Origin of the sequence: Gulosibacter sp. 10, assembly GCF_900163695.1 — a bacterium.
In the GTDB taxonomy this organism is placed as follows: Bacteria; Actinomycetota; Actinomycetes; order Actinomycetales; family Microbacteriaceae; genus Gulosibacter.
Map to the genome: position 1 here is coordinate 49010 of NZ_FUIC01000037.1, position 13587 is coordinate 62596.

Genomic DNA, 13587 nt, shown 5'->3' on the forward strand with positions numbered 1-13587 from the left:
GCCGCGCTGTCGCTCATGACGACGATGTTCCCCCGAGGGCCCCGCGCGCTCCCGGGCGCTCGGACTCAACGGCGCGCTCATGGCCGCCGGCTTCACCGCGGGCGCCGTGCTCGGCGGGCTCCTCACCGGCGCGGTCTCGTGGCGGTGGGCGTTCTTCATCAACGTCGTCGTCGCGGTCGCCGTCATCGCGATCGCGCCGTTCGTGCTCCGCGAACCGGCTGCGGGCAAGCGCCCCAAGCTCGACGTGCCGGGCGCGATCACGATCACCGTCGCGCTCGTCGCCCTGGTGTTCGGCATCGACACGGCGGGGCACAACGGCTGGGCGCACCCCGGCACGTGGGGGCCGATCCTCGCCGCCCTCATCCTCTTCGCCGTGTTCCTGAAGATCGAGGGTCGCGTCAAGGAGCCGCTGGTCGCGCCGTCGCTGCTGAAGCGCTCGAACATCGGCTGGGGCAACACCGCAGGCCTGCTCGCCTTCGGCACCTTCACCTCGCTCGTGTTCCTCCTCACCCTGTACCTGCAGGAGGTCCTCGGCTACACGGCCATCACCGCAGGGCTGATCCTCGGCGTGCTCGGCATCGGCACCGTCATCGGCGGCCTCGTCGCCCCGAGGATCATCGGCAGGACGAATCCGAAGGCCGCGATCGTCATCGGCCTCGTCGTCCAGGCCGTCGCGACCGCGCCGCTCGCCTTCGCCGGGGAGAGCCGCGCCTGGCTCGTGCCGCTGCTGATCCTCACCTTCGTCGGCGGCATCGCCAACCTCGTCGCGATCGTCGGCTACACCGTCACCTCGACGGCGGGCGTGCCCTCGGACAAGCAGGGCCTCGCCACCGGCCTCGTCACGATGAGCCAGCAGGTCGGCATCGCCCTCGGCACCCCGGTCATGTCCGCCATCGCCACCGGCATGGTCGCGGCCACGCTGCTGCCCGGACTGCAGCTCGCGATCGGCGTGAACGCCGCCGTCGCCCTCGGCGCGGCGATCCTCCTCGCGATCTTCCTCCGCCTGCCCGGGCCGGCCGCCGCTGCAGAGGCTCCCGCGGAGCGGAGCGGGACGGCGGCCTGATCCCCGCGCTCCCAGGGCGCCCTGCGAGAGGAACCCGGTTCGCCGGGAACTCGCGGGGCGCTCGTGCGCGTGCGGCGCCGCTCCGAGTGCCCGAACCCGTTGCCCTTCATTTACATACGGGATAACCTGTATCTATGAGACGGACTGCAGAGGACGCGGAGCGGACGCGTCTGGCGCTGCTCGAGGCGGCGCTCATGGCCTTCGAGGAGAAGGGGTGGCGGGGGGCGACGTTCGAGCATGTCGCGGAGCGGGCAGGCGTCACCCGAGGCGCCCTGCACCACCACTTCCGCTCCAAGGCCGCACTGCTGGAGGCCGCCCTCTCCCGGGGCTGGTCCGACTACGGCGACCGGCTGTTCGGCGATGCCGAGGCGGACCCCGCGACGCTGCTGACGGAATTCGTGCGCCTCCTGCGCGACGACCGCCGCTTCCGCGCGCTCGCGGCCTGCACGGTGCTCGTCGCCCCGCAGGCGCTCAGCGACATCTCGCAGAAGAACGCCGCGCTCGACGCCTGGCGCGATCGCATCGCCGCCGGCATCGCCGCCGATACTTCCGCCGCCGATGCCGCCGCCGGCCCCGGGGCCGCACCGCAGACGGTCGCGAACCTCGCGCTGGCGCTCCTCCAGGGCCTCACCGTGACCGCGGTGACGCGCCCCGATGATCTTCCGCAGCCCGACGAGCTGGGCGCCGCCCTGACGGCGCTGGCAAGGGGGTTGCCGCACGCATAGAAAGGAGTCGTCACCTCATGACGACGCACACCTCCTCCGCACCGGGCGGAGGCACCACCCCGGGCCGCGCCCTCATCGTCGGCGCGGCCGCGCTGTTCACCGACATGCTCGTGCACGGACTGGCCGTGCCCGTGCTCCCCCTGCTCCCCGCGGTGGTCGAGCAGGGCCCGGCCGCGACGGGCATCCTCTTCTCCTCCTACGCGATCGCCATGATCGCCGCCACGCTCTTCGCCGGCCGCATCGTCGACCGCCACGGGCCGAAGACGCCGCTGCTCATCGGCCTCGCGGGCCTGGCCGCGGCCACGCTGCTGTTCGCCACGGGCGGCCCGTACTGGCTGCTGCTCATCGCCCGCTCGGCGCAGGGCGTCGCGGGCGGGATGTCGTGGGTCGCCGCGCTCTCGCTCATCGCGGCGACCACGAGCTTCGAGAAGCGCGGCCAGGCGATGGGGGTCGCGATGTCCACCATCACGCTCGGCGTACTGGTCGGCCCGCCGCTCGCCGGGTTCATGGTCGAACACCTCGGCACCGCTTCCCCGTTCCTGCTGGCCGCGGGCGTCGCCCTCGCCGACGGCGTGCTGCGCATCGTCCTCGTGAGCGGCTCGCCGCGGGTGGTCGACGACACCGCGGGGCCGCTCGCGGTGCTGCGGGTGCCGGGCTCGCTCTCGATCGTGATCGCCATCGCGATCGGCGCGGGCGCGCTCTCGGGCATCGAGCCGGTGCTCCCGGCGCATCTCGGCGCCGGCCCGCTCGTCATCGGCCTGCTCTTCGGAGCCGCCTCCCTCGCCGCGATCATCGCCAATCCCGTCGTCGGCAGATACGTCGCCACGGCCCCGCCGAGGGCGCTGGTTGGATCCGGCGCGGTGGCCGCGGCCGGAGCGCTGCTGGCGCTCGGCTGGGCCGGCGAGCTGTGGCAGACCTGCCTCGGCATGGCGCTGCTCGGCGTCGCCTCGGCGCTGCTGCTCGCCCCGGCGACCACGCTCATCAGCGAGCAGGGATTCCGCTCGGACCCGCCCACGCTCGGCGGCTCGTTCGCGCTCTACAACCTCGCCTACGCGGCCGGCCTCGCGCTCGGCCCGCTCCTGGCCGGATTCGGCGTGCAGCGACTCGGCTTCGCCGCCGCGATGACCGTCGGCGCCGCGCTCCTGCTCGCCCTCGGCGGAGCGGGACTCGTGCGCCTGCCCGCGCGCCGGGAGACGCCGGCCGCGGCGGACTGAGGGGCCGGCCGGGCGGCGCGCCGCGACCCGGGCGTCCGGGGGCGCGCCTCCCGGCCCGGCATCCGGATGGGATCGCTGCGGCGCGGCGACGGCGCTATTCGGCGTCGCCGACGTGCCGCTCGACCCAGTCGCGCAGCTGCTCGAGCGGCGCGGCGGCGCTCCGCCCGAGCCCGGTGAGCTCGTACTCCACGCGGGCCGGCACCTCGGGATAGACGGCGCGGGTGAGCAGTCCGTGCGCCTCGAGGCGCTTGAGCGTCTGCGAGAGCACCTTGGGGCTGATGCCCTCGAGCCGTCGCTTGAGCTCCCCGTTGCGCCGCGGGCCGTCCTCGAGCGCGCCGATCACCAGCGCGCTCCACTTGTTCGCGAGCAGGTCCAGCATCTCTCGGCACGGGCACATCGCCGCGTACACGTCGTTCCGCCCGCACCCGTCCTCGTCGCGTCTCATGCACCCATGGTATCCGAAAGGTACCAGAGGCCCTTGACGGTAACCGGTGGTCCTGGGGAAGCATGGCAGCCATGAAGACGACTGCGATCGGATACTCCGAGAACCTGCCCGCCGCCCATCCCGAGGCGCTGCTCTCCCGCGAGGTGCCCGTGCCGGAGCCGGGGCCCCGCGACCTCCTCGTCGAGGTCGAAGCCGTGTCGGTGAACCCGGTCGACGTGAAGCTGCGCGCGGGCGCCCCCGCGGACGGGTTCCGGGTGCTGGGCTTCGACGCGGCCGGCACGGTGCGCGCGGTCGGCGCCGAGGCGACCCTGTTCGCCCCGGGCGACGAGGTGTTCTACGCCGGCAGCATCGGCCGCCCCGGCACGAATCAGCGCCTCCACCTCGTGGACGAGCGGATCGTGGGCCGCAAGCCGACGGCGCTGTCCTTCGCCGACGCCGCCGCGCTGCCGCTCACGGCCATCACCGCGTGGGAGGCGCTGTTCGACCGGCTCCGCCTCGAGGAGGACTCCGCCGGCACCCTGCTCGTGATCGGCGCGACCGGCGGCGTCGGCTCCGTCATGCTCCAGCTCGCCGAGGCCCTGCTTCCCGACGTCGCCGTGATCGCGACCGCCTCGGACGACGCGCGGGCCGCGCGGATGCGCGAGCTCGGCGCCGAGCATGTGGTGAACCATCGGGAGGATCTCGTCGCGCAGGTGCTCGAGATCGCACCCGAGGGGGTCGACCGGCTGTTCACCGCGCACTCGGAGGGGCAGATCGAGCGGTACGCGGAGATCGTGCGCCCGTTCGGCCACGTGGTCGCGATCGACGACGGCCCGCGCGACGTCTCGCCGCTCAAGGGCAGGAGCATCTCGTGGCACTGGGAGCTCATGTTCACGCGGCCGCTCCTGGAGACCCCCGACATGATCGAGCAGCACCGGCTGCTGGACGCGGTCGCCGACCTCGTGGACCGGGGGCGCATCCGGTCGACGGCCGCGACTGTGCTCGGGCCGATCTCCCCCGCCGCCCTCCGCGAGGCGCACGAGCTGGTCGAGCGCGGGCGCACCGTCGGCAAGGTGGTCGTCCACGGATGGGAGGAGGCGATCGACTCGGCTCGAGAATCCACCGATATCTATTAGTACAAATAGATACTTGTGCTATGGTGCCCTCAGCCGAGGAGGGAGACACCGGATGAGCATCGAGGCCGCGGCAGATCTGGACCTGGCGCTGCGCGCGCTCGCCGACGGGAATCGGCGGGCGATCCTGCGGGTCATCCGATCCGCACCGCAGCCGGTCGGCGCGATCGCCGAGGAGCTCGGCCTCTCGCAGCAGACGGCCTCCCATCATCTCGGGGTGCTGCGCAAGGCCGGCCTGGCGGTCGCCACCCGCGAGGGCACGCGCCATCTGTACGCGGTGGAGACGGACGGCCTCGCGGCGGTGCGCTCCTACCTGGACGACTTCTGGCCGAGCAGGCTCGCCGACCTCAAGTCCGCGATCGAGGCGCGGGAGGCGCGGGATCATGGCTGAGTTCCGCGACTCCATCGAGATCGCCGCCTCTCCCGAGACGGTCTTCGAATACCTCACCACGAACGAGGGCATGACGGCATGGATGGGCCGCTACGCGGATCTCGACCCGACGCCCGGCGGGAGGTTCGCGGTGGACATCGCGGGCCATCCGGTGCGCGGCGAATACCTCCACGTCGATCGTCCGAGCCGCGTCGTCGTCTCCTGGGGGTTCGCCGGAAGCGAGGACCTCCCCGCCGGCGCCTCGAGGGTCGAGTTCCGGCTGACGCCGATCGAGGGCGGAACGCGGGTCGACCTCCGCCATTCCGACCTGCCCGACGCCGAGGTGCGCGGCCACGCGGACGGCTGGGCGAATTTCCTGCCCCGGCTCGCGCTCGTCGGCGCGGGCGCCGACGCCGGGCCGGACCGATGGCGACCGCTTCCCGATTGAACCTACCCGACGCCGCGCCCGCGGCACGACACAGGAGCAGCACCATGACCGAGCACACCCCCTTCGAGATCGTTCAGCAGTACCACCGCGCCTGGACCGGCGGGGACGTCGAGGGAGCCATGCGCCTCGTCGCGGACGACATCGTCTGCCGCGCCCCCGGCGCGGACCTCGCGGGCAAGGACGCCTACCGCGAGTTCATCGGCGGATTCGCCCCGATGCTCACCGGCATCGGCGATATCGCCGGGTTCGCGGACGGGGATCGCGTGGCGCTCTTCTACTACCCGCAGACGGCGGCGACCGCCACGACGCCGGCCGCCGAGCTCTTCACCGTCGAGGAGGGCAGGATCGCCCGGAGCGTGCTGATCTTCGACCGGCTCTCCTACGGCCCGCCCCAGGACTGAGGCGGGGCTCCGATGACTCCCGGGCAGACCGGACTCGTCGAGCGGCTCCGCGGCGTGCTCGCCGATGAGCCGGTGCGGCGCGAGGTGTCCATGTTCGGCGGCAGGTCGTTCATGATCCGCGAGAAGATGCTCGTCAGCGCGCTCAAAGACGGCGGCCTGCTGGTGCGCGTCGACGCCGCCCGGCACGACGAGCTCCTCCGCCGGCCGGGCGCCCGCCAGGCGGAGATGGGCCCCGGCCGCGACATGGGGCCGGGCTGGATCGAGGTCGAGGCCGCCGCGATCGACGGGGATGCGGAACTCGCCTCGTGGGTGGGGATCGCGATGGAGTTCAACCGCGCCGCGACCGCACAGGACAGGTAGCGCCCCACCCCGAAGCGCTCCTTCTCCCACCGGCACGTGCTCGAACCGGGAGAAGGCGAGCAGCATCCACGAAGAGCGGTGCTCAGTAGTGGTACCGAGCCTGAAGAATAATGAGATCCTCTCCGTCGACGAGATAGACGAGGCGATGCTCGTCGGTGATACGTCGCGACCAGGCCCCCTGGGCCCCGTACTTCAGCTGCTCGGGTTTCCCGATGCCTTCGAATGGTTGGCGCAGACAGCCGTCGATGAGTGCGTTGATTCGCTTCAGGACGCGCCGGTCGGCAGTCTGCCAGTGCCGGTAATCGTCCCAGCCGGCTTTGTCCCAGGCGGGACGCATCATCACTCGCCTCGGTCGAGCTCATGCTCCTCGGCCTTGCCTGCTCGTGCCCGCTCATAGGCGTCGAGCAGTCTGCGTGCATTCGCAGGGGACCGGAACAGGTAGGCGGTCTCCTGCCATGCCGCATACTCGTCGGCAGGCATCAAGACGGCGTTGCCCTTGCGGGAGACGATCTCCACCGCGTCCCGATCGGCGTTGATTCGCTCGATCAAGGGGAAGAGGGTTTTACGAGCCTCGCTTGCAGAGATGGACATGGCTGAGGCCTCCGCTCATTCTCATGTGTCGTACCACATTGTCGTACCACTCCGGATGTCCAGAAGCCGTGCGGGGAATCACTCGCGATGCAACGCTGGATCACAGGGAGCTCCACCGCCTGGCGATGTCGCGACCGACGAGGGCCGGTAGCGCCCCGCCGCTCCCCGAAGCGCTTCCCTCGGCGCGGCTGCGCGCGCCTCAGCCCGCGCGCCCCTCCTCCGCAGAACCGCCAGAACCGCCGATCGCGGCCGATGCGCGCCGGCGGAGGTCGGCCGCCAGCGCGAGGATCGAGGCGTCCGCGGCATCCCATCGGCCGGTGGCGAGGGCGAAGCCGAGCGCGCCGCGATAGCCGATCAGCAGTGCGTCCGCGATGGCGCGGGCCTCCTCCGCCGCCGCTCCGCAGCCGAGGAGGTGGGCCGAGATCGCCTCGCCCCATTCCCGGTCGACCTCGAGCAGCAGCGGCCGGTACCGCTCGGGGTCGCGGATGGCCGAGGAGGCGAGCTCGAAGTAGAGCGCCAGGAAGGGACGGGCCTCCTCGCCCTTCGCCTCGCGCCACAGCGCCGCCACCGCCTCGACCAGGCGCTGCACGGGATCGCCGGCTCCGCGGGCGGGGTCGTCGAGCAGCTCCGCGATGGTCGGCTGCCGACGCCGAAGCGCGCGGACGACCTCCACGAGCAGCCCCTCCTTGCTGCCGAAGTGGTACAGCAGCGTGCGCGGCGCGACCCCCAGCTCCGCCGCCAGCGGCCGCAGCGTGGTGCCCGCGATCCCGGTCCGCTGCACCGAGTCCGCGGCGGCGGCGAGCAGGTCGGCGGTGCGCTGGGGATCCCTGGGGCGAGCCATGTCCTATTCTTACCACAGTCGTTTCACTAATACTGGGAGCATGTCCGACACCGCATCCTCCACCTCGCCCCGGCACGACCTCCTCGTCGCGATCGGCTACGGCGCGGCGATCTGGGTCGTCGCCACGGCGCTGATCCTCACCCTCGGCCCCGCGCTCGTCCCCGAGGAGGGCTCCCGCGCCGGCGTCCTCGTGATCCTCGTCTTCGCGGCGCTCGCCTTCGGCCTCGCGGTCCTCGCCTCCCTGCTGTACCGGCGCACCCGGATCGACTCGATCGAGTCGCGCCTCCGGTTCGGCACAGGGATCGCGGCGACCGGGCTCCTGCTCGACGCCGTCGTCTACGGCGTCGCCACCGGCCGGTACCCGCTCCTCGCCGACTCCCAGCAGGGCCCGATCGCCTTCTTCCTCGTGCTCGCCTACGGCGCGCTGCTCGTGGCGCCGCACGCCGCGGGCCGCGCACGCGGATAGCCGCCGGACTCGTCCCCGTCCTTCGCCTCCGACCCCTCCGCCGACGGGCGCCCCTTCGAGCGCGCCAGCGCGATCCAGGCGGCGAGCACCAGGGCGAGCCCTGCGGGGATGAGCGCCCACGCCGCGAGGTCGGCCGCCTCGGCACCGGCGCCGAGCAGGCCGCTGCCGAGCGCGGAGCCGGCCGCCGAGCCGAGGTACATGGCGGCCATCTGGAAGGCGATGATCGGCATCGCCTGCGCCGGCCGATCCCCGGTCAGCGCCTGCTGCAGCGTCGGCACGCTCGCCCAGCCCGCGGCGCCCCACACCGCCGCGGCGATCAGCCACGCCGCCGGCGCGGCGACGAGCTGCACGAGCACGAAGCTCAGGCCGAGCAGCGCGGGCAGCGCCAGCAGCAGCGGCCTCGGCCCGTACCGGTCGAGCGGCCGCCCCACGAGCGCGGAGCCCGAGACTCCCCCGATCCCCCAGGCCCAGACGAGCGCGAGCCCCCAGTCGCCGAGCCCCGCGGACTCGGCCATCGGCAGCAGATAGGTGTAGAGCCCGAGGCTCGCGACGCCGAGCAGGAACGCCGCGAGCACCCCGACGGCGGTCCGGCCGGTGCGCAGCACCCGGATGGCGGGGCCGCCCGCCTCCGCGTCGAGCCGCGGAAGGGTGCGGGCGCGGAGCGCGAGCGCGGCCATGCTGAGCACGCCGATGACCACCACCAGGCCCATCGTCCACCGCCAGCCGAGGGACTGCCCGAGGAGCATGCCGACCGGGACGCCCGCGACGGTGCCGGTGGAGAGCCCGAAGGTCACCATCGCCATCGCCCGCCCGCGCTCGCGCTCGGCCGCAATCGCGGCGGCGGTCGCGGTCGCGACGGCGGTGAGGATGCCCGCCCCGGCGCCGGCGATGACGCGGGAGACGAGGAACACCTCGATGCCGGGCGCCAGGGTCGTGACGAGGTTGCCGAGGTTGAACACGCCGAGCGCGATCAGCAGCGCGCGCGCCGTGCTGCCCCGCGTCAGGCGCCCGGAGAGCAGCGGGCCGGCGACCGCGTAGGCCGCGGTGAACGCCGTCACGCCGAGGCCGATCATCGCGACCGTGGTGGCGAGGGAGTCGGCGATCCGCGGGAGCACCCCCGCCAGCACGTAGGCGTCGATGCCCAGCGCGATCGCGGCGACCACGAGCGGCCAGATCCTCCGCATCATGCGTCGCCCTCCCGCTCGTCCGCGTCCTGCGCGTAGCCGGAGAGCACGGTGCCCAGGAGCCCGGGGAATCGGCGTTCGAGGTCGTCGGCGCGGAGTGCGATCATGCACTTTCGCCCCTCGCCGCGCACGAAGACCACGCCGGATTCGCGCAGCAGGCTCGTGTGGTGCGTGAGCGTCGAGCGCGGCAGATCGGGCCCGAGCTCGATGCTGTCGACCTCGCCCCGCTCGGCGAGCATCCGCACCATGTTCAGCCGCAGCGGCTCGCTCAGCGCGAAGAGCACGCGCGGGATCGCGATCTCCTCGGTCTCGGGATGCTCGTAGCTGCGTGGGGACATCGCGCACTCCAATCGTTCGAAAATAGTCGCACGGTAACTGTGCGAGAATTCTCGCACGATTGGCGACCGCGGCACAACCCGTCGGAACCCGGGCGGCCGCCCAGGCGCTGGCGGCGAGGTTCGGACGCCGGTTATTGACTTCATCATCAAAAACGAGATAGCGTCTCCGGCATGGGCAGACCGAGGAAATTCGACGAGGCCGCCGTGCTCGACGCCGCGGCGGCGGAGTTCCGCGTGCACGGCTTCGCCGACACGTCCACCGAGCGGCTCTGCGAGGCCGCGGGGGTGCGGCGAGGCAGCCTCTACAACGCCTTCACCTCCAAGGACGAGCTGTTCGTCCGCGCCCTGGAGCGCTACGCGACGACCTATCGGGAGCGGCAGGCGGAGGTGCTCGAGAACACCGCGCTCACCGGCGCCGAGCGCCTGCGCGTGATCATGGGCCGGGTGATCGACGAGGAGCGCACGGCGCGCCGGGCCGGGCACGGCGCCGGATGCATGGTCGTGCATTCGCTCATGACGCCGGGCCTGCGGGAGCGGGACGAGCGCATCGCCCGCATCCTCGATCGCGACCTGCGCGAGCGACTGGAGCTGCTCGAGGGCGCCATCCGGGCGGGGCGGCTGGACGGCTCGGTACCGCAGGACGCGGACCCCGCCGAGGGCGCGGCCCTCTTCGTGACCGTCGTGAACGGCATCCGCATCATGGGCCAGGCCGGCACGCCCGCGGACGTCCTGGAGCGCACCGCCCTGGCCGGCATCGCCACGCTGCTGGCCTGAACCGCCGCCTCCGCCGGGGGCGGCATACTCTCGACCAAGTTTTTGACTTTGAAATACAGAAAGGTGCACCCGTGACACGCATCCCCCTGTCGGCCTACCTCATGGCGCTCGGCGTATTCGTGATGGTCAGCAGCGAGCTCATCGTGAGCGGCCTCATGCCGCAGATGGCCCGGGACCTCGGGGCCACGATCCCCCGCATCGGCTATCTCGTGACGGCGTACGCGCTGGCGATGGCGCTGGGCGGCCCGGTGCTCACCGTCGCCGTGATGCGGCTGCGGACGGACCGCGCGCTCCTCGCCCTGTTCGTCGTGTTCTTCATCGGCAACGCGATCGCGGCGCTCTCGGACTCCTACGGCGCGATGCTCCTCGGCCGGCTGGTGACGGGAGCCGCCTCCGGGGCCTTCTTCGGCGTCTCGCTCTCCGCCGTCGCGCAGGTCACCGCCCCCGAGCTGCGCGGACGGGCGTCCGGCGTGGTGATGCAGGGCCTCATGCTCGGCACCGCGCTCGGCCTGCCGCTCTCCACGCTCATCGGCGGCGCGTTCGGCTGGCGCGCGGCGTTCTACGCCATCGCGGCGCTGACGATCGTCATCGCCGCGGTGACGATGCTGGCGCTCCCCCGCCTGGAGCCGGACGGGGCCGGCGGCCTGAGGGCCGAGCTGCGGGCGTTCCGGAGTCCGCGGCTGTGGGGCATCATGGCCACCTCGACCCTGATCATCGGCGCCACGTTCGCCGCCTTCTCCTACTTCGCGCCGATCCTCACCGAGGTCTCCGGCTTCTCCGAGTCCGTCGTGCCGCTGCTCCTGCTCGGCTACGGCGCCGCGACGGTCCTCGGCAACATCGTCGTCGCCCGGCTCGCCCAGTCGCGCACCATCGCGGTGATCGTGGCCGGCCTGCTGCTCAACGTCGCGTTCCTCGTCGGCTTCGGCCTGTTCGCGCACCTGCCGATCCCCGCGGTGATCGCGATGGCCGGCGTCGGGCTGGTCGGGATCACGCTCAACCCGGCGATGATCATGCGCGTGCAGGGCGCGGGCGGCACGGGCTCGCTCGTGCAGACCGCGCACTCCTCGTTCATCACGCTCGGCGTCGTCATCGGCTCCGCGATCGGCGGGCTCGCCATCGACGTCGCGGGCCTGCGGGCGCCGCTCTGGGTCGGCGCCGCGCTGGCCGCGGCCGCCCTCCTCACCATGCTCCCCGCGATCGCCGCCACGGCCCGTCGCGGCCGCGCCTCGGCGCGCGAATCCGCATCCGACCTCGAGGCCCCCGCCCGGGCGGAGCCGTGAACGGCTCTCTCCCGCGCGGCGCCGAGCGCGATCCCCGCCCCTCCCCAACCTCATCCCACCACCCCGATTCCCGAGCAAGGAGCACCATGCACACCACCGAGCAGCGATCGACCGAGCCGGCCGCCCGCGGCGCCATGCGCGCGATCATCCACGACGGCACGGCCTTCCGGTTCGCCGAGGCCCCCGTGCCGCGGCGCGAGCAGCCGGACGAGGTGCTCGTCCGGGTCGCGACGATCTCCGAGAACCGCGGCGAGCACGGATTCGCCTGGGAGCCGGGCCGGGTCGTCGGCTGGGACGCGGCGGGCACGGTCGTCGAGACCAGCGCGGACGGCCTCGGCCCCGCCGTCGGCACCAGGGTCGCGACCTGGGGCTTCTCCGGCGCATGGGCCGAATACCGCTCGGTGCGCCGAGGCTGCCTCGCCGCCGTGCCCGAGGGCGTCGGCGATGCGGTCGCGGCCTCCATCCCGGTGGCGGGCATGACCGCGCTGCAGGCCATCCGCATGGCGGGCATCCGCCCCGGCACCGGCGTCGCGATCACCGGCGCCACCGGCGGCGTCGGGCACCTCGCGGTCCAGCTCGCCGCCGAGGCCGGAGCCGCGGTGACGGCGCCCGTCCGGAGCCCCGGAGCGGCGGTGTGGCTGCTCGAGCGACCCGGCGGGGACGCGATCCGGCTCCTCGACGCGGCGGAGGCTAGATCGCTCGGCGCCGTGGACGCGGTGATCGACGCCGTGGGCGGTCCGCTGCTCGCCGAGCTGCTCGATCACGTCCGCCCGGGCGGGCGCGCCGTCTTGGTCGGATCGGCCTCGGGTCGGCGCGCCGCCGTCGACACGGGCTCGCTCGCGGGCCGCCGGATCGACCTGCTGAGCGTGCGCATCCCCGAGGCGGTGGACGAGGCGCTCGGGCACCTGCTCGCGCTCGTGGACGACGGCCGCCTCGAGATCAGCGTCGAGGTCGAGGGCGGCTGGGAGCGGCTGCTCGCCGCCGAGCCGGGTGACGGTGTCCGCGGCAAGCGGGTCTACCGCGTGCGCTGATGCCGCGCCGGGGCGTCAGGGCTCGAGCAGGATCTTCCCCCGCGCCCTCCCGGTGCGGCTGAGCCGCAGCGCGTCGACCGCCCGCGCGAGGGGGAAGACCTCGCCGACGCGCACCTCGAGCGCGCCCCGCTCGGCGAGGGCGACCGTGCGCTCGAGCTCGTCCTCGGCGTGCCGCACCCAGGGGATGCCCGCCGCCTGCGAGTGCTCGTCGCCCCAGGCCGTGACCGCCCTGCCGCCGGGGGCGAGCGCCGACCGGGTGGCCGCCACCGACTCCGCGCCGCCGACCGCATCCGCGCTCGCCGTGACGGGGCCGAGCCGCCGCAGCGCGTCGACGAGCCCCGCGCCGTACGCCACGGGCACGGCCCCGAGCGAGCGGAGGTAGTCGTGGTTGGCGGGCGACGCGGTGCCGACGACCCGGGCGCCGCGGTCGACCGCGATCTGCACGGCCGCCGCGCCGACGGCGCCCGCGGCGCCGTGCACGAGCAGGGTGTCGGCCTCGGCCACGCCGAGGTGGTCGACCAGCGAGTAGCCCGCCACCGCCGAGGACGGCAGCCCCGCGGCCTGCGCGAGGTCCAGGCTCCGGGGCCGGCGCACGACCAGCGCGGCGTCCACGACGAGCCGCTCGCGGTACGCGCCGCCCCGCGCGCCGACGATCACCGGGTCGCCGATGCCGAGGCCCGCGACCTCGCCGCCGACGGCCTCGACGATTCCGGTGGCCGCCCAGCCCGGGACGTGCGGGAAGGGCGCGCGATCGGTCCGCCGGAAGAAGCCCGCGACCATCTTCCAGTCGACGGGGTTCACCCCGATCATCTCCGCGCGGACCAGCACCTGCCCGGCGCCGGGCGCCTCCGGGTGCTCGTCCTCGACGCGGAGGACCTCGGGGCCGCCGTACTCGTGATACGCGATTCGTCTGCTCATGCGACCGAGGCTAGGGCCTCACATCG

Annotated in this window: 19 protein-coding genes; 12 read left to right on the forward strand and 7 right to left on the reverse strand. The window is 73.4% G+C overall.

Annotation, left to right across the window (positions count from 1 at the left end; all coding sequences use genetic code 11):
- Positions 1-79: 79 nt before the first annotated feature.
- The 3 genes from FM112_RS13560 (at position 80) to FM112_RS13570 (ending at position 3002) form a co-directional block, all read left to right on the forward strand.
- The gene (locus FM112_RS13560) at positions 80-1063 is read left to right on the forward strand and encodes an MFS transporter (protein WP_369678173.1); all 984 of its coding nucleotides are present in this window, start codon (positions 80-82) and stop codon (positions 1061-1063) included.
- Positions 1064-1197: 134 nt separating this feature from the next.
- Positions 1198-1788, forward strand: coding sequence for a TetR/AcrR family transcriptional regulator (locus tag FM112_RS13565; protein ID WP_087008488.1), 591 nt, complete (start codon positions 1198-1200; stop codon positions 1786-1788).
- A gap of 17 nt (positions 1789-1805) precedes the next feature.
- On the forward strand, positions 1806-3002 hold the full coding sequence (locus tag FM112_RS13570; protein ID WP_087008490.1) for an MFS transporter: 1197 nt from the start codon (positions 1806-1808) through the stop codon (positions 3000-3002).
- A gap of 94 nt (positions 3003-3096) precedes the next feature.
- On the opposite strand, the gene FM112_RS13575 is transcribed toward FM112_RS13570, so the two are convergent.
- Entirely contained in the window at positions 3097-3447 is a 351-nt protein-coding gene (locus FM112_RS13575) for a helix-turn-helix domain-containing protein (RefSeq protein WP_087008492.1), read from the reverse strand.
- Positions 3448-3518: 71 nt separating this feature from the next.
- On the opposite strand from FM112_RS13575, the gene FM112_RS13580 reads away from it, so the two are divergent.
- Genes FM112_RS13580 through FM112_RS13600 form a run of 5 tightly spaced genes read left to right on the forward strand, consistent with a single transcriptional unit; the run spans position 3519 to position 6138 of the window.
- Positions 3519-4562 carry a zinc-binding alcohol dehydrogenase family protein gene (locus tag FM112_RS13580; RefSeq protein WP_087008494.1) on the forward strand — a complete coding sequence of 348 codons (1044 nt, stop codon included), beginning with the start codon at positions 3519-3521 and terminating at the stop codon, positions 4560-4562.
- A 52-nt stretch (positions 4563-4614) separates the two neighbouring features.
- Positions 4615-4950, forward strand: a complete 336-nt coding sequence (locus FM112_RS13585; protein WP_087008496.1) for a helix-turn-helix transcriptional regulator — start codon at positions 4615-4617, stop codon at positions 4948-4950.
- Positions 4943-5377 carry an SRPBCC domain-containing protein gene (locus tag FM112_RS13590; protein WP_087008498.1) on the forward strand — a complete coding sequence of 145 codons (435 nt, stop codon included), beginning with the start codon at positions 4943-4945 and terminating at the stop codon, positions 5375-5377. The genes FM112_RS13585 and FM112_RS13590 overlap by 8 nt, the downstream gene beginning before the upstream one ends.
- A 44-nt stretch (positions 5378-5421) precedes the next feature.
- Positions 5422-5778: a nuclear transport factor 2 family protein gene (locus FM112_RS13595; protein WP_087008500.1), complete on the forward strand. Its 357-nt coding sequence runs from the start codon at positions 5422-5424 to the stop codon at positions 5776-5778.
- A 12-nt stretch (positions 5779-5790) separates the two neighbouring features.
- On the forward strand, positions 5791-6138 hold the full coding sequence (locus FM112_RS13600) for a TfoX/Sxy family protein (RefSeq protein ID WP_087008503.1): 348 nt from the start codon (positions 5791-5793) through the stop codon (positions 6136-6138).
- Between the two features lie 82 nt (positions 6139-6220).
- On the opposite strand, the gene FM112_RS13605 is transcribed toward FM112_RS13600, so the two are convergent.
- The 3 genes from FM112_RS13605 to FM112_RS13615 all read right to left on the reverse strand — a co-directional run bounded on the left by FM112_RS13605 (position 6221) and on the right by FM112_RS13615 (position 7570).
- The gene (locus FM112_RS13605; protein WP_087008588.1) at positions 6221-6475 is read right to left on the reverse strand and encodes a Txe/YoeB family addiction module toxin; all 255 of its coding nucleotides are present in this window, start codon (positions 6473-6475) and stop codon (positions 6221-6223) included.
- 2 nt (positions 6476-6477) lie between these two features.
- Positions 6478-6729, reverse strand: coding sequence for a type II toxin-antitoxin system Phd/YefM family antitoxin (locus FM112_RS13610; protein ID WP_087008504.1), 252 nt, complete (start codon positions 6727-6729; stop codon positions 6478-6480).
- A gap of 199 nt (positions 6730-6928) precedes the next feature.
- A complete protein-coding gene (locus FM112_RS13615) occupies positions 6929-7570 on the reverse strand; it encodes a TetR/AcrR family transcriptional regulator (RefSeq protein WP_087008505.1) in 642 nt (213 codons plus the stop codon).
- 40 nt (positions 7571-7610) lie between these two features.
- Here FM112_RS13615 and FM112_RS13620 point away from each other — a divergent pair, with 40 nt between their 5' ends.
- Positions 7611-8036: a hypothetical protein gene (locus tag FM112_RS13620; protein ID WP_087008507.1), complete on the forward strand. Its 426-nt coding sequence runs from the start codon at positions 7611-7613 to the stop codon at positions 8034-8036.
- Here the strand turns inward: FM112_RS13620 and FM112_RS13625 are convergent.
- The gene (locus FM112_RS13625; protein ID WP_087008509.1) at positions 7985-9223 is read right to left on the reverse strand and encodes an MFS transporter; all 1239 of its coding nucleotides are present in this window, start codon (positions 9221-9223) and stop codon (positions 7985-7987) included. The two genes, FM112_RS13620 and FM112_RS13625, sit on opposite strands and share 52 nt — an antisense overlap.
- Positions 9220-9558 (reverse strand): helix-turn-helix transcriptional regulator, encoded by a 339-nt coding sequence (locus FM112_RS13630; protein WP_087008511.1) that lies wholly within the window; start codon positions 9556-9558, stop codon positions 9220-9222. The genes FM112_RS13625 and FM112_RS13630 overlap by 4 nt, the downstream gene beginning before the upstream one ends.
- 171 nt (positions 9559-9729) lie before the next feature.
- On the opposite strand from FM112_RS13630, the gene FM112_RS13635 reads away from it, so the two are divergent.
- The 3 genes from FM112_RS13635 to FM112_RS13645 all read left to right on the forward strand — a co-directional run bounded on the left by FM112_RS13635 (position 9730) and on the right by FM112_RS13645 (position 12643).
- Positions 9730-10332 carry a TetR/AcrR family transcriptional regulator gene (locus tag FM112_RS13635; RefSeq protein WP_087008513.1) on the forward strand — a complete coding sequence of 201 codons (603 nt, stop codon included), beginning with the start codon at positions 9730-9732 and terminating at the stop codon, positions 10330-10332.
- 71 nt (positions 10333-10403) lie between these two features.
- A complete protein-coding gene (locus tag FM112_RS13640; protein WP_217874586.1) occupies positions 10404-11612 on the forward strand; it encodes an MFS transporter in 1209 nt (402 codons plus the stop codon).
- A gap of 86 nt (positions 11613-11698) precedes the next feature.
- Entirely contained in the window at positions 11699-12643 is a 945-nt protein-coding gene (locus FM112_RS13645; protein WP_087008515.1) for a zinc-binding dehydrogenase, read from the forward strand.
- Between the two features lie 15 nt (positions 12644-12658).
- Here the strand turns inward: FM112_RS13645 and FM112_RS13650 are convergent, their stop codons facing one another.
- Positions 12659-13561 (reverse strand): NADP-dependent oxidoreductase, encoded by a 903-nt coding sequence (locus FM112_RS13650; protein ID WP_087008517.1) that lies wholly within the window; start codon positions 13559-13561, stop codon positions 12659-12661.
- Positions 13562-13587 lie beyond the last annotated feature (26 nt).